Annotated in this window: 19 protein-coding genes; 9 read left to right on the plus strand and 10 right to left on the minus strand. The window is 70.5% G+C overall.

What is annotated here, in order from left to right; all coding sequences use genetic code 11:
• Positions 1 to 11: 11 nt before the first annotated feature.
• Positions 12 to 524 (plus strand): AAA family ATPase, encoded by a 513-nt coding sequence (locus ACIA6A_RS14035; protein WP_396097970.1) that lies wholly within the window; start codon positions 12 to 14, stop codon positions 522 to 524.
• Here the strand turns inward: ACIA6A_RS14035 and ACIA6A_RS14040 are convergent.
• Positions 500 to 712, minus strand: coding sequence for a sulfurtransferase TusA family protein (locus tag ACIA6A_RS14040; RefSeq protein WP_396097971.1), 213 nt, complete (start codon positions 710 to 712; stop codon positions 500 to 502). The genes ACIA6A_RS14035 and ACIA6A_RS14040 overlap by 25 nt on opposite strands.
• Positions 709 to 1,818 (minus strand): cysteine desulfurase family protein, encoded by a 1,110-nt coding sequence (locus tag ACIA6A_RS14045; RefSeq protein ID WP_396098540.1) that lies wholly within the window; start codon positions 1,816 to 1,818, stop codon positions 709 to 711. The genes ACIA6A_RS14040 and ACIA6A_RS14045 overlap by 4 nt, the downstream gene beginning before the upstream one ends.
• Before the next feature lie 278 nt (positions 1,819 to 2,096).
• Here ACIA6A_RS14045 and coxB point away from each other — a divergent pair, with 278 nt between their 5' ends.
• On the plus strand, positions 2,097 to 2,960 hold the full coding sequence (coxB, locus tag ACIA6A_RS14050) for a cytochrome c oxidase subunit II (protein WP_396097972.1): 864 nt from the start codon (positions 2,097 to 2,099) through the stop codon (positions 2,958 to 2,960).
• Between the two features lie 9 nt (positions 2,961 to 2,969).
• A complete protein-coding gene (locus ACIA6A_RS14055) occupies positions 2,970 to 3,395 on the plus strand; it encodes a cytochrome c oxidase subunit 4 (protein ID WP_396097973.1) in 426 nt (141 codons plus the stop codon).
• Positions 3,396 to 4,278: 883 nt separating this feature from the next.
• Here ACIA6A_RS14055 and trpD read toward each other — a convergent pair.
• From trpD to ACIA6A_RS14070, 3 genes are all read right to left on the minus strand, one after another.
• A complete protein-coding gene (trpD, locus tag ACIA6A_RS14060; protein ID WP_396097974.1) occupies positions 4,279 to 5,343 on the minus strand; it encodes an anthranilate phosphoribosyltransferase in 1,065 nt (354 codons plus the stop codon).
• Between the two features lie 88 nt (positions 5,344 to 5,431).
• Positions 5,432 to 5,878: a hypothetical protein gene (locus tag ACIA6A_RS14065; RefSeq protein ID WP_396097975.1), complete on the minus strand. Its 447-nt coding sequence runs from the start codon at positions 5,876 to 5,878 to the stop codon at positions 5,432 to 5,434.
• A 53-nt stretch (positions 5,879 to 5,931) separates the two neighbouring features.
• Positions 5,932 to 6,945: a cytochrome c oxidase assembly protein gene (locus ACIA6A_RS14070; RefSeq protein WP_396097976.1), complete on the minus strand. Its 1,014-nt coding sequence runs from the start codon at positions 6,943 to 6,945 to the stop codon at positions 5,932 to 5,934.
• 110 nt (positions 6,946 to 7,055) lie between these two features.
• Between ACIA6A_RS14070 and ACIA6A_RS14075 the strand changes: the two genes are divergently transcribed.
• From ACIA6A_RS14075 to ACIA6A_RS14090, 4 genes are read left to right on the plus strand one after another with little or no spacing between them, the layout of a single operon-like run.
• Positions 7,056 to 7,655 (plus strand): heme-copper oxidase subunit III, encoded by a 600-nt coding sequence (locus ACIA6A_RS14075; RefSeq protein WP_396097977.1) that lies wholly within the window; start codon positions 7,056 to 7,058, stop codon positions 7,653 to 7,655.
• Between the two features lie 50 nt (positions 7,656 to 7,705).
• Positions 7,706 to 8,554: a cytochrome c gene (locus tag ACIA6A_RS14080; RefSeq protein WP_396097978.1), complete on the plus strand. Its 849-nt coding sequence runs from the start codon at positions 7,706 to 7,708 to the stop codon at positions 8,552 to 8,554.
• A complete protein-coding gene (locus ACIA6A_RS14085) occupies positions 8,551 to 9,654 on the plus strand; it encodes a ubiquinol-cytochrome c reductase iron-sulfur subunit (protein ID WP_396097979.1) in 1,104 nt (367 codons plus the stop codon). Before ACIA6A_RS14080 ends, ACIA6A_RS14085 begins: the two co-directional genes overlap by 4 nt.
• Positions 9,651 to 11,270 carry a cytochrome bc complex cytochrome b subunit gene (locus ACIA6A_RS14090; protein ID WP_396097980.1) on the plus strand — a complete coding sequence of 540 codons (1,620 nt, stop codon included), beginning with the start codon at positions 9,651 to 9,653 and terminating at the stop codon, positions 11,268 to 11,270. The genes ACIA6A_RS14085 and ACIA6A_RS14090 overlap by 4 nt, the downstream gene beginning before the upstream one ends.
• Positions 11,271 to 11,339: 69 nt before the next feature.
• On the opposite strand, the gene ACIA6A_RS14095 is transcribed toward ACIA6A_RS14090, so the two are convergent.
• From ACIA6A_RS14095 to ACIA6A_RS14115, 5 genes are all read right to left on the minus strand, one after another.
• Entirely contained in the window at positions 11,340 to 11,627 is a 288-nt protein-coding gene (locus tag ACIA6A_RS14095) for an Lrp/AsnC family transcriptional regulator (protein WP_396097981.1), read from the minus strand.
• A gap of 798 nt (positions 11,628 to 12,425) precedes the next feature.
• Complete coding sequence (locus ACIA6A_RS14100; protein WP_396097982.1) at positions 12,426 to 13,274, minus strand: NDP-sugar synthase; 849 nt, start codon at positions 13,272 to 13,274, stop codon at positions 12,426 to 12,428.
• Positions 13,271 to 13,789, minus strand: a complete 519-nt coding sequence (locus ACIA6A_RS14105) for an NUDIX domain-containing protein (RefSeq protein WP_396097983.1) — start codon at positions 13,787 to 13,789, stop codon at positions 13,271 to 13,273. Before ACIA6A_RS14105 ends, ACIA6A_RS14100 begins: the two co-directional genes overlap by 4 nt.
• Positions 13,790 to 13,794: 5 nt before the next feature.
• A complete protein-coding gene (locus ACIA6A_RS14110) occupies positions 13,795 to 15,564 on the minus strand; it encodes a RelA/SpoT family protein (protein ID WP_396097984.1) in 1,770 nt (589 codons plus the stop codon).
• Between the two features lie 134 nt (positions 15,565 to 15,698).
• Positions 15,699 to 17,498, minus strand: a complete 1,800-nt coding sequence (locus ACIA6A_RS14115) for a DEDD exonuclease domain-containing protein (protein WP_396097986.1) — start codon at positions 17,496 to 17,498, stop codon at positions 15,699 to 15,701.
• A 104-nt stretch (positions 17,499 to 17,602) separates the two neighbouring features.
• Between ACIA6A_RS14115 and ACIA6A_RS14120 the strand changes: the two genes are divergently transcribed.
• Positions 17,603 to 19,198, plus strand: coding sequence for an NYN domain-containing protein (locus ACIA6A_RS14120; RefSeq protein WP_396097987.1), 1,596 nt, complete (start codon positions 17,603 to 17,605; stop codon positions 19,196 to 19,198).
• Positions 19,199 to 19,243: 45 nt separating this feature from the next.
• The gene (locus tag ACIA6A_RS14125) at positions 19,244 to 19,528 is read left to right on the plus strand and encodes a hypothetical protein (RefSeq protein ID WP_396097988.1); all 285 of its coding nucleotides are present in this window, start codon (positions 19,244 to 19,246) and stop codon (positions 19,526 to 19,528) included.
• Positions 19,529 to 19,636: the final 108 nt, after the last annotated feature.

Raw genomic sequence — 19,636 nt, forward strand, 5'->3', positions numbered from 1 at the left:
GGGAGAGAACCATGGTGCTGGCCGTCTTCGCCGGGCTCCCGGGCGTGGGTAAGAGCACGCTCGCGCAGCAGGTGGGGGCGGCCATGCCCGCCACGGTCCTGGCCGTGAACGCGGTCGACTTCACGCTGCGGGCCTACGACGTGACCGAGCCCCGGCCCGGGTACGCCGCCTACGGCGTGGTGCTCGCGATCGCGGAGACCCAGCTGCTCATGGGCCACCACGTGATCATCGACGCGGTCAACCCGGTGCACGCCACCCGCCAGCTCTGGGTCGATCTTGCCGAGCGCCTCGACGTGCCGCTCAAGGTCGTCGAGGTGATCTGCGGCGACGACGCCGAGCACCGCCGCCGGGTCGAGCAGCGCTACGCCGCCCGGACCCACGACGGCATCCCCGACTGGGTGCGGGTCCTCGAACGCCAGGCGGAATACCAGCCCTACACCGGCCCGCGCCTGGTGGTCGACACGTTCCTGGCCAAGGAGCCGGTCGAGCCGGTGGTCGGCTACCTCACCCGCCGCACCTCGTAAGATCCGGTTCCCGGGGAGCCGAGATACTCCTGGCCCTTCAGCCGGCACCACGCCGGGATGTCGTTGGCCGCGGCCGGGTCGTCGGCCAGCACCCGCACCACGTCACCGACCGGCACCGACGGCATCGCCTTCGCCAGGTCGATGATCGGCAGCGGGCAGCGCCGGCCCCGCGAGTCCACCTCGATCACATCCCCGCCTCCCGCCGGATCGCCGCGACCAGGCCCGGCAGCACCGCCAGGAAGCGGTCCACCTCGGCCTCCGTCGTGCCCCGGTGCAGCGATACGCGTACGTTGCCGTGGCTCAGCACGCCCATGGCCTCCAGCACGTGACTCGGCCGCAGCGTCGACGCGGTGCACGACGAACCCGACGAGACGGCGAACCCGTGCCGGTCGAGGGCGTGCAGCAGCGCCTCGCCGTCGACGTACAGGCAGGAGAACGTCACCAGGTGCGGCAGCCGGCCGACCGGATCCCCGACGATCTCCACGTCCGGCACGGTCGCGGCGACGGTCGTCCTGATCTTGTCCACCAGGAGCCCGAGCCGTACCGCCTCCGCCTGCGCCTCGGCGGTCACCGCCCGCAGGCCCGCCGCCGCCGCGATGATCAACGGCAGGTTGAGCGCACCCTCCGCGTGCGGCCTGTGAAGATCATCACCGGGTTGCGGCGAGAGCCAGCGCACACCCTTGCGAACCACCAGCAACCCGACGCCGGCCGGGCCACCCCATTTGCGCGCGCTTCCGGTCAAGATCGACCACCCATGGGGTACGGGAGAGCGGCCCAACGACTGGGCGGCGTCCACGACCAGCGGCACCCCGGCCTCCGCGCACACCTCCGCGGCGGCCGCCACGGGTTGCACCGTGCCCACCTCGTGGCTGGCGCTGATCAGGCTCGCCAGGGCCACCCCCGGGGCGCGCACCGCCTTCTCCCACGCGCCGAGATCGAGCCGGCCCAGACGGTCGACACCGACCTCCGCGGCGTCACCGTGCCGGGCCGCCACGTGCAGCACGGCGGAGTGTTCGATCGCCGAGTGGACGAGTGTTCTTCCTGCTCGCGCGCGTCCGGCCAGTCCGCCGAGGACCGCCGAGTGGACGGCCGCGGTGCCGGAGGGAAGGAACGTGAGCTCGTCAGGGCGTACCCCCAGGATCTGAGCGACCGCGGCCGTCGCCGCCTCCCTCAGCTGTTGCGCCCGCCGGCCCGCGGCATAGAGCCGGTCCGGGTCGGCCCAGCCGTCCGCGAGCGCGGCCAGCAGCGCCTGCCGGGCCACCGGATGCATCGGTGCCGCGCTCGCCGTGTCCATGTACCCGGGCGCACCGGCTTGTTCCGCCGTGTTATCCACCCTCGGAACGGTATCGTCCACACCATCGGGGGTTGCACGGCCGGAGAAAGATCCGACCCCCGGCAGCCAGACGGCATCGGCAGGTCGAGTAATGTGCGACCGTCGGTGACACCTTGCCGCCGGTGTCCGGATTCCAGACGCCGGACGGTGCTCTAGGGAGGCAGGAGCAGGTGGTCTCAAAGAGTTCGGTCGCACGGCCGCGCGTCGTTCGGCTAGCCGGGCTCGGTGTCGGTGGTGCCATGCTGCTCGCCGTGCTGTCCGGTTGTTCGGCCAATTCCATCGGTGACAGACTCGGTGGCTTCGGCTGGCCGCGGCACGGCATCACGCTGCAGGCCCACAAGATGTACGACCTGTGGATCGCCGCGGTCATCGCGGCCCTGGTCGTGGGCATCTTCGTGTGGGGTCTGATCTTCTGGTGCATCATCCGGTACCGCAAGCGCGGCGACAAGCTGCCCGTGCAGACCCGGTTCAACATGCCCATGGAGGTCCTCTACACGGTCACGCCCGTGCTGATCGTCGCGGTGCTGTTCTACTACACGGCCATCGTGCAGACCGATGTGGACAAGCTGTCGGCCAAGCCCGACCAGACTGTCGAAGTCGTCGCGTTCAAGTGGAACTGGCAGTTCAACTACCGTGACGGGGTCGGCGCGGAAGCCAACACGGTCGCCTCGACGCTCGGCTCGACGGACGTCATCCCGATCCTCGTGCTCCCCACCGGTCGCAAGATCCGGTTCGAGGAGACGAGCAAGGACGTCATCCACTCGTTCTGGGTGCCGGAGATGCTGTTCAAGCGGGACGTCTTCCCGGGCAACGTGCGCAACACCTTCGAGGTCACCCTCGACAAGGAGGGCCGCTACGTCGGCCGCTGCGCCGAGCTCTGTGGCACGTACCACGCGTTCATGCAGTTCGAGCTCGTCGTGGTCGACCCCGCCCGGTTCGACAAGTTCCTGGCGGCCAAGGAGGCCGGTCAGGACACGCAGCAGGCGATGGCGACGATCGGCTACACCGGCGAAGAGTCGTACGCCGTCACGACCAAGCCGTTCGACAGCCGCCGCCACGGCGACTCGTGGAACCAGACCGGCGCCACGGCCGCGGGCAAGTAGGAGATCGAGTTGAAGACCGAATACAAGATCTTCGTAGGCGTCGCCGCCTTCCTCTTCGGAGCGGCGGCCGTCTACGGCTTCTACACCCACGGCGCCCAGGACCAGGTCGAATGGATCGGCACGGTCGCGCTGATCCTGTCCGGCCTGCTCTGCACGATGCTCGGCGGCTTCTTCTGGTTCGTCGCCCGCCGCATCGATGCCCGCCCCGAGGACCGCGAGGACGGCGAGATCGCGGAAGGCGCCGGCGAGCTCGGCTTCTTCAGCCCGGGCAGCTACTGGCCGTTCGGCCTGGCGCTGGCCTGCGCGACCGCCGGCCTGGGCCTGGTCTTCTGGATGTGGTGGCTGATCGCCCTCGGCCTGCTCATGGTCGTCTTCGCCGCCTGCGGCCTCCTCTTCGAGTACTACTCGGGAAGCCGTCACCCGGTCGAACACTGACCCGAGAACACCGAAGACCCGCACCCCGGCCCAGGCCGCGGTGCGGGTCTTTCTCGTTGTCCCCGAGCTCTGGGTCAGGCCGCCGTACGCTGCAGCGGGACCACCCGGTCACTCCCCGGCCGCAGCCAGACGCGAATCTCCAGGGGCGCGACAATCTCAGCAGCCCCGCAGCGGGAACAAAGCACGTCCCGCTCATCCTCGCAAAGCGACATCTCCGCGTCACAGACAACGCACCGAGGCTCACGCTCTTCCACGGGTGGCTCCTCTTCGCCGGAAGCTGGAATTACCCGAATGTCCTTCAAACGTTGACACGCCCATCCGAACCACCGTTGGACCCGCCCCGGCGTGTTGTCACAAATCAGGACACAGCGCCCGATCTGGCCCCGGCCACCGGGTCACCCTGACCCGGTCCCGCCAGGAGCACCCACCCGGGCCGGGGCCGGTCACCCCGCTCAAGCGCCGCAGTCGGTCGTCCCGCTTGTCACTTCGCTCAGGCGCGGCAGCCGGCCCCTCTGCTCAAGCGTGGCGGCCGGTCGTCCCGGGCGCGGGCCGCAGCCGGTCATCCCCGCTCAAGCGCGACAGTCAGTCGTCCCGCCGGCCACCCCGTTGGTCCCCATCCTGGCGAGCGACCCGCGAGCGGCGCTCAGGTGTCCGGTGCGGGCCGCCGGTGTCGCGACCGAAGAACCCCGGCGTGGCGTCCGCGGAGGGCGACCGTTCTCTTTGCGTGGCCATCAGTCGAGCGCCCCGCTGCTCCGGCCAGCAGAACGAACGTTCTTTCTAGGGCCGGGCGCGGTAGGTCACCGTTGGCGGCCGACGCCATCGGCCATCTGATCCGGCAGGACTGCCGGGTGCCTTACGCCGCCAGGATCGGCAGGCGGGGGCGTCAGACCGGTTCGGCGGCCTTGGCTTGCTTCGCGGCGGTGACCCAGCGGTTCAGCAGGGCTGTTGCCGCCCCTGAGTCCACCGTCTCCGCGGCCCGGGTGATTCCCTCGCGCATCGTGTCGGTGAACGTTCCGGGGAAGCCTGCGTGGGCTGCGAAGGCCGCCGCCGCATTGAGCAGGACCGCGTCGCGGACCGGGCCCTTCTCGCCGGCGAACATGCGCAGGGCCGCGTCCGCGTTGTAGGCCGCGTCGCCGCCGCGGAGGTCTCCCGGGGCGCTCCGGGGCAGGCCCAGGTCGACCGCGTCCACCAGGGATTCGGTGACCTTGCCGTCGGTGACCAGCCAGACGCGGGTCGGGGCGGTCGTGGTGAATTCGTCCAGGCCGTCCTCGCCGCGCATGACCAGGGCCGAGTCGCCGCGGCGGGCGAAGACCTCGGCCATGACCGGGGCCATGCGCAGGTCGAAGCAGCCGACCGCCGCGTTGCGGGGGCGGGCCGGGTTCGTGAGCGGGCCGAGGAAGTTGAAGAAGGTCGGGTGGCCCAGCTCCCGGCGGGTGATCGAGGCGTGCCGCATACCGGGGTGGTAGCGGGCCGCGAAGCAGAATCCGACGCCGGCCTCGCGTACCGTCCGGGCCACGCCGGCCGGACCGAGGTCGAGCGGGATGCCGAAGTATTCGAGCAGGTCGGCGGTGCCGCACGCGGATGACGCGGCGCGGTTGCCGTGCTTGACCACGGTGACCCCGGCGGCCGCCACGATGATGGCCGCCATCGTGGAGATGTTCACCGTGTGGGCCCGGTCGCCGCCGGTGCCCACCACGTCGATGGAATTCCCGCGGACGTCCTCGGGCAGGTCGACGGTGGTCGCGTTGGCCAGCATGGCCTCGACCAGCCCGGACAGTTCGGCCGGGGTCTCGCCCTTGGCCCGCAGTGCCACGGCGAAACCGGCCACCTGCACCGGGGTGGCGTTGCCCGCCATGATCTCGCCCATCGCCCAGGAGGTGTCCTGCGCCGGGAGCTCCTCGGAGCGCAGCAGGGCGCTCAGCAGGTTCGGCCAGGTTGGTGCGCCCATGGGGGCCTCCGTGAGGGCGAGGAGCGGACGAGGAGATGGTGAGCCGGCCCGCCGCGGAAGGCCGGCGGGCCGTTCGACGGGGAGGTGGTCAGCCCAGGGTGCCCATGGTGCCGAGGGGCACCGCCCCGCCGCGGCGGGCACGGAGCATGCCGGCGACGGTCTGACCCGTGGTGATCGGGTCGAGGGGGTAGATCAGGGTCTCGTCGACCTGCGCGAAAGCCGCCAGCCAGCGGTCGGCCGCACGGGCGATCACGACGCAGGTGGGCGGGGGAGTGGCGTACTCGTCCTTGGTCTGCCGCGCGATGCCCAGACCGCCGGCCGGGGACGCCTCGCCGTCGAGGACCATCAGGTCGATCTCGTACTCGTCGAGCAGCCGCCGGCACTCCTCCCAGGTGGAGGCATCGGCGAACTCGACCTTGAGGCCGGCCGCGGGGCGTACGCCGATCGCGAGTCGGATCTTGTCGCGGACCGCGCTGTCGTCGCTGTAGAGCAGGACCGTGTAACTGTCCGGCTCGGGCTTGGTGTCGTCGCTCATGATCTGCCCCGGCTTCCCACGCTCGTAGGTGCCCGCTGATGGTAGCGAACCGGTCATTCGGCGTCGGTCCGAGGTAGCGCCGGACCGGCCTCGTTTGTGATCTTGCTCGCGCCGGGCGTCGCGGCGGGCACGGCGGGCGGCGCCGTCGGGGCCGCCGCGGCCTGCTCGGCCTCGGCCCGGTCCAGGGCCCGGTCAATCCGTTTCGCCTCGCGTTCGGACTGTTTGACCCACTGCAGGACGAGGATGCCGAGCATCGTGACGCTGACCAGCTCACCGCCCGCCCAGAGCACGCCACCGGCCGTGACCTGGTCGTCGAACGGGTCCATCCAGCTCAGGTGCAGGTTCGGGTACCAGTCACCGCCGAGCAGGGTGCGGCTCTGCATGATCGTCAGGCCGAGCACGGTGTGGAACGGCACCGACAGCACCATGAGCAGCGCCCGGGCCGGGTAGGGCCAGCGGTTGGGCAGCGGGTCGAGGCCCAGCAGCGGCCAGAAGAACAGGCAGCCCGTGACGATGAAGTGCACGTGGATGAACTCGTGCAGCCAGGCGTGCTCGAGGGTCGCGCGGTACAGGCCGGTGAAGTAGAGGACGAACGGGTTCGCGATGAAGATCGCGAACGCCACCAGCGGGAACGTCAGGACCGTCGCGAACCGGCTGTGCACCACGGCGAGCACGATCTTGCGGCCCGGCTTCGGCAACGTACGCAGAGCCAGCGTCACCGGTGCGCCCAGCGCCAGGAAGATCGGACCCACCATGGACAGCACCATGTGCTGGATCATGTGCACGCTGAGCAGGGTTGTGTCGTACGCCTCGATGCCTGTGACGGTGACCGCAGCGATCGATCCGAGCCCGCCGGCGAGGAACGCCACGGTCCGCCCCGTGGCCCAGGTGTCGCCGCGCTGTCTGAGCCGGTGCACCCCGTACAGGTAGAGGGCCGCCGCGATCAGCATGAAGAGCGCGATGAGGCTGGTCAGACGGATCTGGGTGAAGATCTCGCCGGCGCTGAACGGTGGGGGGACAGTATCCCCCGCGGCCCGGACGAGCGTGGTCGTTTCGACGCGTTGCACCACTTCAGGCTAGGCCCAGGCAGGTTCCGCGCGTTCTACCGGGAGGCAACACGAACGGGATTAGGCCCCCCGCGACACGGAGAGGTGATCGCGGGGCAATAATGAGCCTCGTGACAGCGGCCCCAGCCATCGACAAGAGCCGGATCCACTCGCTGACCAGACCCAACATGGTCAGCGTGGGGACCATCGTGTGGCTCTCCAGTGAGCTCATGTTCTTCGCGGCGTTGTTCGCCATGTACTTCGCGATCCGCGCGGCGGACTACAGCCAGTGGGAACACCACACCGAGGCTCTCAACGTTCCGTACGCGACGACGTTCACGGTCATCCTCGTGCTCTCGTCCGTCACCTGCCAGCTCGGCGTGTTCGCGGCGGAGAAGGGTGACGTGTTCGCGCTGCGGCGATGGTTCACGATCACCTTCGTCATGGGCCTGATCTTCGTGCTCGGCCAGGCGAACGAGTACCGCACCCTCGTCGAGGAGGGTGTCAAGCTCAACGGTGACGGTTACGGCTCGATGTTCTACCTCACGACGGGCTTCCACGGCCTGCACGTCACGGGTGGTCTCATCGCCTTCATCGTCTACATGATCCGCACGACCATGGGCCGGTTCACCCCGGCGCAGGCGACGTCGGCGATCGTCGTGTCGTACTACTGGCACTTCGTCGATGTGGTGTGGATCGCGCTGTTCGCCATCATCTACTGGCTGCAGTAGCCCGCCGCCGTCCGTGAGTTCGAAGGTCAAGACCCAGAGGGATACAGCCCATGACTTCTGACACCCCCGCCGGACGGCGCTTCCGGGTGTTCAACCGGCGGCGGTCCGCGCCGAGCCGGGCGCGCAGGCGCCTCGGCGCCGCGGTCCGCATGCTCGCCGCGCTCGCCCTCGCCGGAGGCGTCTACACCGCCTTCGCCCCGGGCGCGTTCGCCGAGGAGGACCGGACACTCTCCACCGCCGCCCAGGAGGGCCAGGCCCTCTTCAACAACAGCTGTGTCACCTGCCACGGCCGCAACGCCGAGGGTGTCGAGGGCCGCGGCCCGAGCCTGGTCGGCGTGGGCTCCGCCTCCGTCGAGTTCCAGGTCGGCACCGGCCGGATGCCGATGACGCGCCAGGAGGCCCAGGCCGAGCAGAAGCGGCCGGTCTTCGACGAGACGCAGACCAAGCAGCTGGGGCAGTACATCCAAGAGCTCGGTGGCGGCCCGGAGATCCCGGACGGCAAGCTCAGCGCCAACGTCAAGACCAACCCCGAGGCGCTGGCCAAGGGTGGCGAGCTGTTCCGCCTCAACTGCGCGCAGTGCCACGGCAACGTCGGCGCCGGCGGTGCGCTCTCCTCCGGCAAGTTCGCGCCGGCTCTGCACGACCCGACCGAGGCGCAGATCTACGGCGCCATGCTGACCGGCCCGCAGAACATGCCGGTCTTCGGTGACAACCAGCTCACGCCGGAGCAGAAGACCGAGATCATCACGTACATCACGCAGCAGATCCAGGAGGACAAGGACCCGGGCGGTCTGTTCAACCTGGGTGGCTACGGCCCGGCGACCGAGGGTCTCGCGATCTTCATCGTCGGCATCACGATCCTGGTGTTCACTTCGCTGTGGATTGCGGGGAAGTCATGACCGTTACCGAGCACGGCTCACACGATTCCGGTGCCAAGCCGGTCGACGTCAACGACCCGCGGCTGTCGCGCTTCGACATCGTCCGCGAGGGCGCCCGGCGCGACGACATCGAGATCCTCGTCTACGAATCGCAGTTCCAGGGGACGAACTCCAAGGCGGAGAAGCGCGTCGTACGCAACATCTCCTCGCTGTTCATCATCTCCGGGCTCGCGGCGCTGGCGTTTGTCGTCTTCTTCATCATCTGGCCGTGGGAGTTCGAGCTCGGCCACACGCTGAGCGACTACTACACGCCGATCCTCGGCATCACCCTGGGCATCTCGCTGTTCGCCCTCGGCATCGCCATCCTGGCCTGGGCCAAGAAGCTGCTGCCGCACGAGGTCTCGATCCAGGACCGGCACAACAAGCCGTCCAGCGACGAGGACCGGCTGATCACCGGCCAGACCATGGCGTACCTCGTCGACGAGCTCGGCGTGCAGCGCCGGCCGCTGCTCAAGGGCGCGATCGCGCTGGGCATGGCGCCGCTCGGCCTGGCCGCGGCGGCCCCGCTCCTCGGCGGGCTGATCGAGAACCCGCACAAGGACGCCGAGCCGATGATGTACCACACCGGCTTCGACCCGGTGACCAACGACGGCGAGCTCGTCCGCCTCACCCGTGAGGACGGCAGCCCGATCCGTCCCGAGGACGTCAGCGTCGGCGGTCAGATGACCGTCTTCCCCGGCATCCCGCACGGCGCGACCAACCAGCACGCCGACTCGCCCACCCTGCTCGTGCACCTGCGGGCACAGGACGCCGAGGAAGCGCGGAACTCGGTCAACGCCGACAGCGTCAACAAGGGCGGCATGTTCGGCAACTACGTGGCGTACTCAAAGATCTGCACGCACGCCGGTTGCCCCGCTAGCCTGTACGAGCAGCAGACGAACCGGCTGCTCTGCCCGTGCCACCAGTCGCAGTTCCTGATCACCGACAACGCCCGTCCTATCTTCGGACCGGCCAGCCGCCGCCTGCCGCTTCTGCCCATCGAGGTGGACGAAGAGGGCTACTTCGTGGCAGCGTCTGACTTCCACGAAGCTGTTGGACCCGATTTCTGGGAGCGGCCATGAAACGCCGGAAGCTTGACCTCGCGCAAGTTCCCGCCAATGTCGGCAAGGGCGTCGACGACCGGTACAAGGTCGCAACCCCGCTGCGTGGCCTGCTGAACAAGGTCTTCCCGGACCACTGGTCGTTCCTGCTGGGCGAGATCGCGCTGTTCTCGTTCGTCGTGCTCCTGCTCAGCGGCGTGTTCCTGACGCTCTTCTTCGACCCGTCGATGAAGGAAGTCACCTACGACGGCCCCTACACCGCCCTGCGCGGCGTGGACATGTCGGCGGCGTACGCGTCCTCGCTGCACATCTCGTTCGAGGTGCGCGGTGGTCTGTTCATGCGGCAGATGCACCACTGGGCGGCGCTGCTGTTCATGGCGTCGATCGTCATCCACATGGCGCGGGTGTTCTTCACGGGTGCGTTCCGCAAGCCGCGTGAGGCCAACTGGACGATCGGCATCATCCTGTTCCTGCTCGGCTTCCTGGCCGGCTTCACCGGTTACTCGCTGCCGGACGACGGCCTGTCCGGTACGGGTCTGCGGATCGCCTCGGCGATCATGCTGTCCATCCCGGTCGTCGGCACCTGGGTCTCGGCCGCGATCTTCGGCGGTGAGTTCCCGGGCGAGTTCATCATCGGGCGCTTCTACATCGCGCACGTGCTGCTCATCCCCGGTGGCCTGCTCGCCCTGATCAGCGTTCACCTGGGCCTGGTCTTCGCGCAGAAGCACACCCAGTGGCCCGGCCCGCTGCGGACCAACGACAACGTCGTGGGCGAGCGCATGTTCCCGCGGTACGCGCTCAAGCAGGGCGGCTTCTTCATGGCCGTCTTCGGCACGATCGCGCTGCTGGCCGGCCTGTTCCAGATCAACCCGATCTGGCTCTTCGGGCCGTACCTCGCCTCCGCGGTGTCGTCCGCGAGCCAGCCGGACTGGTACGTCATGTTCATGGACGGCCTGGTCCGTCTCATGCCGGCCTGGCAGATCGACATCCCGATCGGTGACGGCTACGTCCTGCCGCCGCTGTTCTGGCCCGCGGTGGTCGGCCTCGGCGCGATCTTCACGCTGCCGATGCTCTATCCGACGATCGAGGCGCGGCGGACCAAGGACACCACGTCCCATCACCTGCTCCAGCGTCCGCGTGACGCACCGGAGCGTACGGGTGTCGGCGCCATGGCGTTCACGTTCTTCATCGTCGCCACGATCTCCGGTGCCAACGACGTCGTCGCGGACAAGTTCCACATCAGCCTGAACGCGATGACCTGGGCCGGCCGTATCGGCCTGGTTATCCTGCCGCCGCTGGCGTACTACATCGCGGTCCGGGTCTGCCTCGGCCTGCAGCAGCACGACCGTGAGGTCCTGGCCCACGGCGTCGAGACGGGCATCATCCGCCGCCTCGCCGACGGCCGCTTCGAGGAAGTCCACCAGCCGCTCGGCCCGGTCGACGACCACGGTCACCCGATCCCGCTCGAGTACGCGGGCTGGGTGGTCCCGAAGAAGATGAACCGCATCGGTGCCCTGGCGCCGGCCGTGAAGGGCTTCTTCTTCCCGGTCGAGACGCTCCCGGAAGCCCCGGTCTCCCCGGCGGTCCCGCCGCTGGCCGGCAAGGGCAGCCGCGAGGAGATCACCTCCGGCCGCTGATCCGGCGAGCACCACCAGTACCACGAAGAAGGGGACCCGCTCAGCGGGTCCCCTTCTCGCGTGCAGGAGTCAGTCGGCGTCGGGAAGGCCGATGGCGAAGGCATCCTCGAGGTCGTGCCGGGAGTAGGCGCGGAAGGCCACGTAGGTCTCCGTGTTCACCACGCCCGTGGTCTTCGAGATCCGGCCCGCGATGACCTCGGCGATATCGTCGAAGCGGGACACCCGCACGATGGCGATGAGGTCCGCGCCGCCGGCGACCGAGTAGACCTCGCTGACGCCGGGCAGGGCGGCCAGCGCTTCCGCGACCTCGGGGATCGAGTCGGTGGCGCAGTCGATGTGCACGATCGCGGTATTCACGCAAAGCTCCTCTGGTCGGCGTCGCCGTTCATGGTAGTCAGCGCACGATCGCGCCGGGCCGGGAGCGTCGGCCCCGCCCCGCCCCGCCCCGCCCCGCTTCGCCCCGCCCCGCTTCGCCCCGCCCCGCTTCGCCCCGCGCTGCGCTGCGCTGCCCTGCCCCGCCCCGCTCCGCTTCGCCCTGCCCTGCCCCGCTCCGCTTCGCCCTGCGCTGCCCTGCCCTGTGCTGCCCTGCCCTGCCCTGCGCTGCCCTGCCCTGTGCTGCCCTGCGCTGCGCTGCCCTGCGATCATGCCGGGCCGGAAGGCCGGCCCCGTCCGGAGTGCTGCCGGACGCGGACGGTCTCGGCCGGGTCGGCCTCGGCGGCGCTGAGTCGAGCGTTTGCGGCCTGTTCCTGCAGGACCAGCACGGCCAGGGCCAGGGCCAAGGCCAAGGCCGGGGCCAAGGCCAAGGCCAAGGCCGGGGCTGGGGCCGGGGCCGGGTCAGGCGGGCCGTCCGGGGTGGGCCGGGTTGCGAGAGCCGAGCCCTGTTGGCTGGACTGAGAGAGTCAAACCGGGTGAGTCGAGCCGGATGGGCCGGTCCGGGGTTGGCTGGGACCAGGTGGGCCGGGCCGGATGGGGTTGGGTCGACCGGGCTGGTCGGGTCACGCCGGCATGCTCGGGGAAGAGGACGTCGCCGGGTGAGGCCGGACGGGTCCGGGGGTGAGGTCGGTCAGCTGGGCTGGTCGGGGCCGGGCTGGTCGGGGCTGGCGGCTGGTCGGGGCCGGGTTGGCGGGGCCGGGTGGGCCTTGTGAGCCGGAAGCGTCAGGCCGGGACCGTCAGGGTGGTGCCGGCTCGGATCACGCCGGTCAGGGACTCGGCGGCGGTGACCGTCGCTCCTGGCCAGATCACGCTGCGGGTCACGTGGCCGGCGACCGTTGCTCCGGGGCCGATCACCGAGGCGGTGGTGGTGCCGGTGACGGTTGCGGTGGCGTCCACCAGGCCGGCTGCCGCGTGCAGGTTGGCCCGTAGGTAGTCGGCGGGGGTGCCGGTGTCGATGTAGGTGCCCGGGAACGCGACGAGCTCCAGCTCCCCGGCCGCCTCCGCCGGGCGCCAGACGGTGCGGACCAGGTCGGCGAAGGCCGGGGTGAGGTCGCGGACGTAGCTCCAGGGCAGGAGGGAGAAGCCCGCGAAGCAGTGGCCGCTGAACTCGCCGGTGCGGCCGGGCGCGGGCTCGGTGGTCAGCATGCGGACGGTGTCGCCGGTCCAGCCGTCGAGCAGGGCTGCGATGTCCTTGCCGGGTTCGCGGCCGCCCGCACCGGCGAGTTCAGCGGCCAGGTAGGCGTCCGCGTTGCCGACCAGGACGCCGCGTCCGGCGATCCAGTCGCGCAGCCGGCCCACGCCGCCGGAGGTGCCCAGCGGGCCGTCCGGTTCGACGGAGAGGTGCGCGCGGTCACCGACGTGGGTGACGACCTGGGTGGCCAGGTACGCCGCGTTGACGGCCACGCTCGACGGACCCTGGAGCCCGAGGCCGGCGACCCGGTGCAGCGCGTGGTCGAGGAGGGCGATGTTGCCGACCGGGCACAACGCCTTGGGCAGCAGCGTCGTGAGGGGACGTAGCCGTTGCCCCTCGCCCGCGGCCAGGATGATCGCGCAGACCCCGGGGGTGGTCATCCGATGCCGTACCGGCTCAGGACCCTGGCGGTGTTGGGGGTCAGGGTGGGCAGTTCGTCGACGGCGAACCAGTTTGCCTCGAGGACCTCGCCGCCGTCGACGACCAGGGGGGTGGTGGACGCCGGGACGTAGCCCATGAAGATCATGTCGACCCAGCCCTTGGCGTGCACGATGGCGTTGGGGACCGCCGGCTCGAGGTCGTCGGGGGCGATGACGACGCCGGATTCCTCGTGCAGCTCGCGGGCCGCGCCGACGTGCGGGGGCTCGGCCTTCTTGAGCAGGCCGGCCGGCAGGCCCCAGCCGCGGCCCGGGGGCTGGCGCAGGAGCAGGACGCGCCCGGGCTCCGGGGCTTCGGTGTCGCGGATGATGCAGACGGCGCCGACCAGGTATTTCGGGACGATCAGGCGCACGATCCGGCGGCGCAGCACGTGCGGCATCGAGTAGAACGCCTTGTATGCGGTGCCCCGCACCCGCCGAGGGATTTTCACGACCCCAAGGCTAGCGGTGCGGGTCATGCCGCTCAGTCCGGGTGGTCGACCAGGGCGATGAGCTGCTCGACGACCTGGTCGGGCTCGAGGTTGCGTTCGGTGACCGCCACCAGCATGGTCTCGAGGTCGGGGTAGCCGAGCTCTTCGGCGAGCCGGCGCAGCGGGACCTCACTGGCGAGGCCGCGGTCGTGCTTGCGCAGGGTCAGGCCGATGGTGGCGCGGCCGAGGCGGACCTTGTCCTGGATGCTGATGCCCGGTGCGGTGTCCTCGGCGAAGTAGCGGTTGATCTGCATCTGCGCCTGGGTCGACTTGACGAAGCCGAGCCATTCCTTGCGGGGGCCGCGGGGGGCACCGGGCTCCGGGTTCAGCTGGCCCTCGGTCTCGGTGAAGATCTCCAGGACGTCGCCGTCGCGCAGTTCCGAGCTGAGCGGGGCCAGCCGGCCGTTGATGGTCGCGGCGAGCGTCTGGTCACCCTTGCCGGGATTCAGCTCGTAGGCCAGGTCGACCGGGGTGGAGCCGGCCGGCAGCTCGAACGTCTGCCCCTTGGCGAACACGGTGACCTGGGCCTCGGCGAGGTCGCAGCGCAGCGAGGCGAGGAACTGGCCGGCGTCGGTGGCGTCCTCCTGCCAGTCGAGCACCCGTTTGAGCCAGGTCAGCTGGTCCTGGCCGAGGGCGTCCGCCTCCGACTTGGGATACCGGTAGCCGGTCGCGACGCCGAACTCGGCACATCGGTGCATGGAGACCGTACGGATGAGCACTTCGACCAGTCGCCCTTCCGGGCCGGTCACCGTCGTGTGCAGGGAACGGTAGAGGTTGTTCTTGGGGGAGGCGATGAAGTCCTTGAACCGGCCGGCCACCGGGCGCCACTGGCTGTGGATCGCGCCGAGCGCGGCGTAACAGTCGGTTTCCGGGCCGTCCACCACGACCACGATCCGGGGCAGGTCGAAGGGTACGGAATGACCGCCCGCGACCGTGTCCTTCCAGATCGAGTAGTAGTGCCGGGGCCGGGGCTGGACGTCGGCGCTGACCCGGTGGCGGCGCAGGGCCCCGCGGGCCTTGCCGGTGACCTCGGAGAGGTATTCACCCCAGCCGGGACGGTTCTTGACGTGCTCCTCGATGCGCGCGAAGGAGTCCGGCTCGAGGTGGTAGAGCACCACGTCGTCGAGGTCGCGCTTGAGGGCCTGGATGCCGAGCCGGTCGCAGAGCGGGACGAGGACGTCCAGCGTGGCCGTGGCGATCCGGGCCCGGGACGCGGGGGAGCGGACGCCGAGCGTGCGCATGTTGTGCAGCCGGTCGGCGAGCTTGATCACCAGCACCCGGACGTCCTTGCCGGCCGCGACGATCATCTTGCGGATGGTCTCGGCCTCGGCGACCTTGCCGTAGAACGCCTTGTCGAACTTGGTCACCCCGTCGACCAGGTGGGTCACCTCGGGGCCGAAGTCGCCGTTCAGCGTCTCCAGGGTGTAGCTGGTGTCCTCGACGGTGTCGTGCAGCAGCGCCGCGACCAGGGTCGTCGTGTCCATCCCGAGCTCGGCGCAGATCTGGGCCACGGCGAGCGGATGGGTGATGTACGGGTCACCGCTCTTGCGGAACTGGCCCCGGTGCATGTTCTCCGCGACCGCGTAGCTGCGGCGCAGGACGCCGGCGTCGGCGGACGGATGGATGGCGCGGTGGGTCCGGGTCAGAGTGGTGACCGGGTCGTCGTCATTGCCCTGAAAGCTCAGAAAGGACTTGAGCCGCTTGCTCAGCGGCGTGGGCAGGGCACGTCCCAGTACGGCGCCGTGGCCGGCGTCGACGTCCACTCGGACACCTCCTCACCGTCTCGCGCAACACCCGGATCGTCCAAGCGGACAAGTGCTCGCCATGTCCCGGGCGGATTCCTCGTCCGGCAGATCCTCTGACGACAAGGATATCCCCGGCATTCCCGCCACGTTCCCTACAGCCTAAGCGAGCGAGCGTCATCCGAACGGTCAGTTACCGATGAGCGAACGTATGACTCTCGACGTGACCCGGCCGCTTCCGCCCTGGTGAGAAGGCCGGTGAAGCGCGCAGCGCCACGTGCCGGTGACACCCAGTCGCCGGAAGTTTCCACCAGCCGGGTGTCGGGCCGGTCGAGCCAGGCGAGGATCCGCTCGGTCTCCTCGGCGGTCGCGGCCGGCACCGGCCCCGGTCCGGGTAGGACCGTCTCGGCCGTCGCCTGCGCCATGTCGAGCGTCGGCCGGGGATGCACCCGCGGCGGCGACGTCGCGGCGGCCGCCAGGCGACCGTGCCGGACCACGATGATCTCCCATCCGAAATCGTCGTTGCGCCGCGCCGCGACGAGCTCCCCGATGCGGGTCAGCGCGCCCAGCTTCTGCATCCGCACCATGGCCCGCAGCAGCGCCACGAGCCGGGACCGGATCACCGCGGCCTCCTCGTAACGCTGCTGCGCCGACAGCGTCTCGATCTTCTCCAGGAGCGCCTCGACCAGGGGTTCGGGGTCACCGTAGGTCGCGGTGCGGAACGGATCGGCGGCGCTCTCCGCGTACCGCTGGGGGGAGATCCTGTGCTCGCAGGGCGCCGGGCATTTCCCCAGCTCGGCCAGCGCGCAGGCCGGCGTGGTGGTCTTGATCGAGAGCTTGTGCGTGCACTGCCGCAGCGGGACCGCGTCATAGACCGCGGCGGCGGCCAGCTCCGCCGTCCTTCGCGAGCTGAACGGTCCGAGATAGGCCGCGCCGTCGTCGGCGAGCTGCCGGACCACGGACAGGCGGGGATAGACCTCGGCGGTCAGCTTCAGCCAGACGACGCGTTCCGGATACTTCGACCGCCGATTGTACGGAGGGGAGTGCGCGGCGATGAGTCGCAGCTCACGCACCTCGGCCTCGAGCGAGTGCGCACACTCGACGGCCTCCACCCGGGCCGCGGCGCCGATCATCTCGGACATCCGGGCCCGCTTCTCGCTCGCGGTGAAGTAGCTGCGCACCCGTTTCGCGATGTCGACCGACGTACCCACGTAGAGCGGGCGTTCGTCGGCGGCCCGGAAGATGTAGACGCCGGGCGCGTGCGGCAGCTCGTCGGCCAGGTGTTTCTTGCGCCGCTGCTGCGGGGTGACCGCCTTGCCGAACTCGATCGCGTCGCCCAGCGAGTACACCTTGAAGCTGCCGAGCCGCTCGATCAGCCCGTGCAGCACGTCGACGGTCGCCTTCGCGTCGTCGAGTGCCCGGTGGTTGGGCGTGACGGCCGCGCCGAAGAACTGGGCCAGCGTGCCGAGCTTGCGGTTGGGCACCTCGTCGCGGGTCAGCGCCCGCCGGGCCAGCGCGGCGGTGTCCACCACCCGCAGCTGCGGCCAGGCGTAACCGTGCCGGGCACAGGCGGCTTTCAGGAAACCGACATCGTACGGAGCGTTGTGCGCGACCAGCACTGCCCCGCGCAGGAACTCGAGCAGGCTGGGCAGCACCTGCTCGATCGGCGGGGCCGGAGCCAGCATCGCCTCGGTGATCCCGGTCAGCACGGTGATGAACGGCGGCAGGCGCTCCCCGGGGTTGACCAGGGTGCCGAACACCCCCAGCTCCTCGCCGCCGCGCACCTTGACGGCGCCGATCTCGGTGATGCCGCCGCCGTCCGGAGCCCCTCCGGTGGTCTCCAGGTCGAGCACCACGAACGTCGTGTCCCGCAGGGACAGCGCCGCGGGGTCGACGGAGCCGTCCGCGCTCAGGAGCGTGTCCAGAGTGCCCTGGACGTATGCCGGTTGTGCCACGGCGGGCACATTAGGCCGGGGGTACGACATTCCTGGGACGGCCCCCTGAAAACATCACTTGCTTCCGCAAGCTTTTACGCTGCCCACGGTGGGAGAATGAAAAGATGTCCGCGCCGCACGAGTACGACGCCACGCCTGCTGAGGAAGCGGCGCCCGTCGACGCGGACCCGACCGCCCTGCCGGAAATAACCGAAATATCGGACGCGGTCGAGGTCGGGGTGGCTGAAGGTGAGGTGGCTGTCGCCGGAGTGATCGACGCGGGAGCGACCGACGGCGGGGTGATCGACGCCGGGGTGATCGACGCCGGGGTGATCGACGCGGGAGCGGCCGACGGCGCGGTGATCGACGCCGGACTGACCGACGCCGGGGTGGTTGACGGCGGGGTGGGCGACGGCGGGGCTGAGCCGACGTTGCCGGAGCCCGTGCGGCAGCGGATCACCGTGCTCGCCGCCGCCGCGTTGCCCGGGATGCCGGCCGAGGAGATCCCGGTGCCGCTGCGCCGGGTCGCGCGGTTCGCGCCGAACCGGCGGGCCCGGCTCGGGGGGCCCGCGCTGGCCGCTCAGCTCGCCGCGGACCCGCTGTTCCGGCAGCGGATCGGCAGCCGGATCGTGACCGACTCCGGTGACCTGGGCGCGGCCGTGGCCGGTGGCATGGCGCCGGCCGCCGCGAACCCGGTCGAGGTCGCCGCGCTGGCCTATCTTGCCCGGCCCGAGGGCTGGCGGGCGCTGATCGAGGCGGCCGGGGAGACCGTGCGGGCCGAGGCCGACAGCGCCGCCGTCGCCCAGTTGGTGCAGGACGCCGAGCAACGGGCCGCGCGGGCCGAGCATGACCGCGCGGTCGCCCGGGTCGAGGCGGACAAGCTGCGTGACGAGCTGGTCCGGGTCCGGGAGGAGCTCGGCCAGCTGCGGGAGGAATCCCGGTCGGCCGCCCGGGCGCTGCGGGAGACCCAGGCCGCCCAGAAGCGGGCCGCCGACCTGCTGGCCACCGAGAAGGGGCGCACCGCCAAGATCGCCGCGGATCACGACGCCGAGCTGCGGCGGTTGCGCAGCCGGCTCTCGGAGGCGGAGACCCTCGCCGCCAGCGGCAAGCAGAGCGCCAAGGATGCCCGCGCCGCCGCCGACTCGCGCCTGTGGCTGCTGCTGGAGACGATTGGGCAGGCGGCCACCGGCCTGCGCCGCGAGCTCGCGATCGGCCCGGCCGACAAGCTCCCGGCCGATTTTGTCGCGGACACCGCCGCGGACCGGCCGGGTGCCGCCGAGCGTTCGCGCCCGCGGGCCCAGGACACCGACGACCCGGGCCGGCTCGACCAGCTGCTCGCTCTGCCCCGGGCGCACCTGATCGTCGACGGCTACAACGTGACCAAGCGCGGTTTCGCCGAGATGTCGCTCGAGCAGCAGCGCAAACGCCTGATCACCGGCCTCGGTGGGATCGCCGCGCAGACCGGCGACGAGGTCACCGTGGTGTTCGACGGCGCCGAACGGGTGCACGGGTTGCCCCCGGCGCCGCGCGGCGTCCGCGTGCTGTTCTCGCACAAGGGTGACACCGCCGACGAACTGATCCGCCAGCTGGTGCGGGCCGAACCGGCGGGCCGCCCGCTCGTGGTCATCTCGTCGGACCGGGAGGTCGCGGACGGGGTGCGCCGGCACGGCGCGTACCCGATGGGGGCCGACTCGTTGCTGCGGCGGCTGGCCCGGTCCTGAATTTTTGTCATACCCCTCGCATAGCGTGACCCTCACGGATGGTGGTTGGTTCGCGACACGCACTTCCCCCGGATCGCGGCCCGGCACCTCCCGCAGGAGGAGGAAGCGATGCTGATCGACTGCGGCCGCTGCCCCGGACGGGGGCGCGGATGTGAGGGATGCCTGATCAAGACGCTTGCCGAGACCCCCGAGGGCCTCGGTGACCTGACCCCCGGCGAGCTGCGCGCGATCGAGGTCCTCGAGATGGCCGGCTTCGACGTCGAGCTCCTGGAGACCCCCGACCCGCCGGTCGCCGTCCCGCTCTGGCGCCACCCCGGCAACGTGGCGTGATCAACCCGCCGGGCCACCGCCTCAGGGCGCATCTGACGGGTCACGACGGCCTGCGACGTGGTCCAGCTTCCGCCTCGCGGCGCGGTCCGATCACGCAGGTACAACACC

Origin of the sequence: Actinoplanes sp. NPDC051494 (assembly GCF_044454705.1) — a bacterium.
Classification (GTDB): Bacteria; Actinomycetota; Actinomycetes; order Mycobacteriales; family Micromonosporaceae; genus Actinoplanes.

Coding starts and splice junctions, on each gene's coding strand:
- ACIA6A_RS14035 (WP_396097970.1), top strand. CDS start 12: ATGGTGCTGGCCGTCTTCGCCGGGCTCCCGGGCGTGGGTAAGAGCACG.
- ACIA6A_RS14045 (WP_396098540.1), bottom strand. CDS start 1,818: ATGGACACGGCGAGCGCGGCACCGATGCATCCGGTGGCCCGGCAGGCG.
- coxB (WP_396097972.1), top strand. CDS start 2,097: ATGCTGCTCGCCGTGCTGTCCGGTTGTTCGGCCAATTCCATCGGTGAC.
- trpD (WP_396097974.1), bottom strand. CDS start 5,343: ATGGGCGCACCAACCTGGCCGAACCTGCTGAGCGCCCTGCTGCGCTCC.
- ACIA6A_RS14065 (WP_396097975.1), bottom strand. CDS start 5,878: ATGAGCGACGACACCAAGCCCGAGCCGGACAGTTACACGGTCCTGCTC.
- ACIA6A_RS14080 (WP_396097978.1), top strand. CDS start 7,706: ATGACTTCTGACACCCCCGCCGGACGGCGCTTCCGGGTGTTCAACCGG.
- ACIA6A_RS14085 (WP_396097979.1), top strand. CDS start 8,551: ATGACCGTTACCGAGCACGGCTCACACGATTCCGGTGCCAAGCCGGTC.
- ACIA6A_RS14090 (WP_396097980.1), top strand. CDS start 9,651: ATGAAACGCCGGAAGCTTGACCTCGCGCAAGTTCCCGCCAATGTCGGC.
- ACIA6A_RS14100 (WP_396097982.1), bottom strand. CDS start 13,274: ATGACCACCCCCGGGGTCTGCGCGATCATCCTGGCCGCGGGCGAGGGG.
- ACIA6A_RS14105 (WP_396097983.1), bottom strand. CDS start 13,789: ATGACCCGCACCGCTAGCCTTGGGGTCGTGAAAATCCCTCGGCGGGTG.
- ACIA6A_RS14120 (WP_396097987.1), top strand. CDS start 17,603: ATGTCCGCGCCGCACGAGTACGACGCCACGCCTGCTGAGGAAGCGGCG.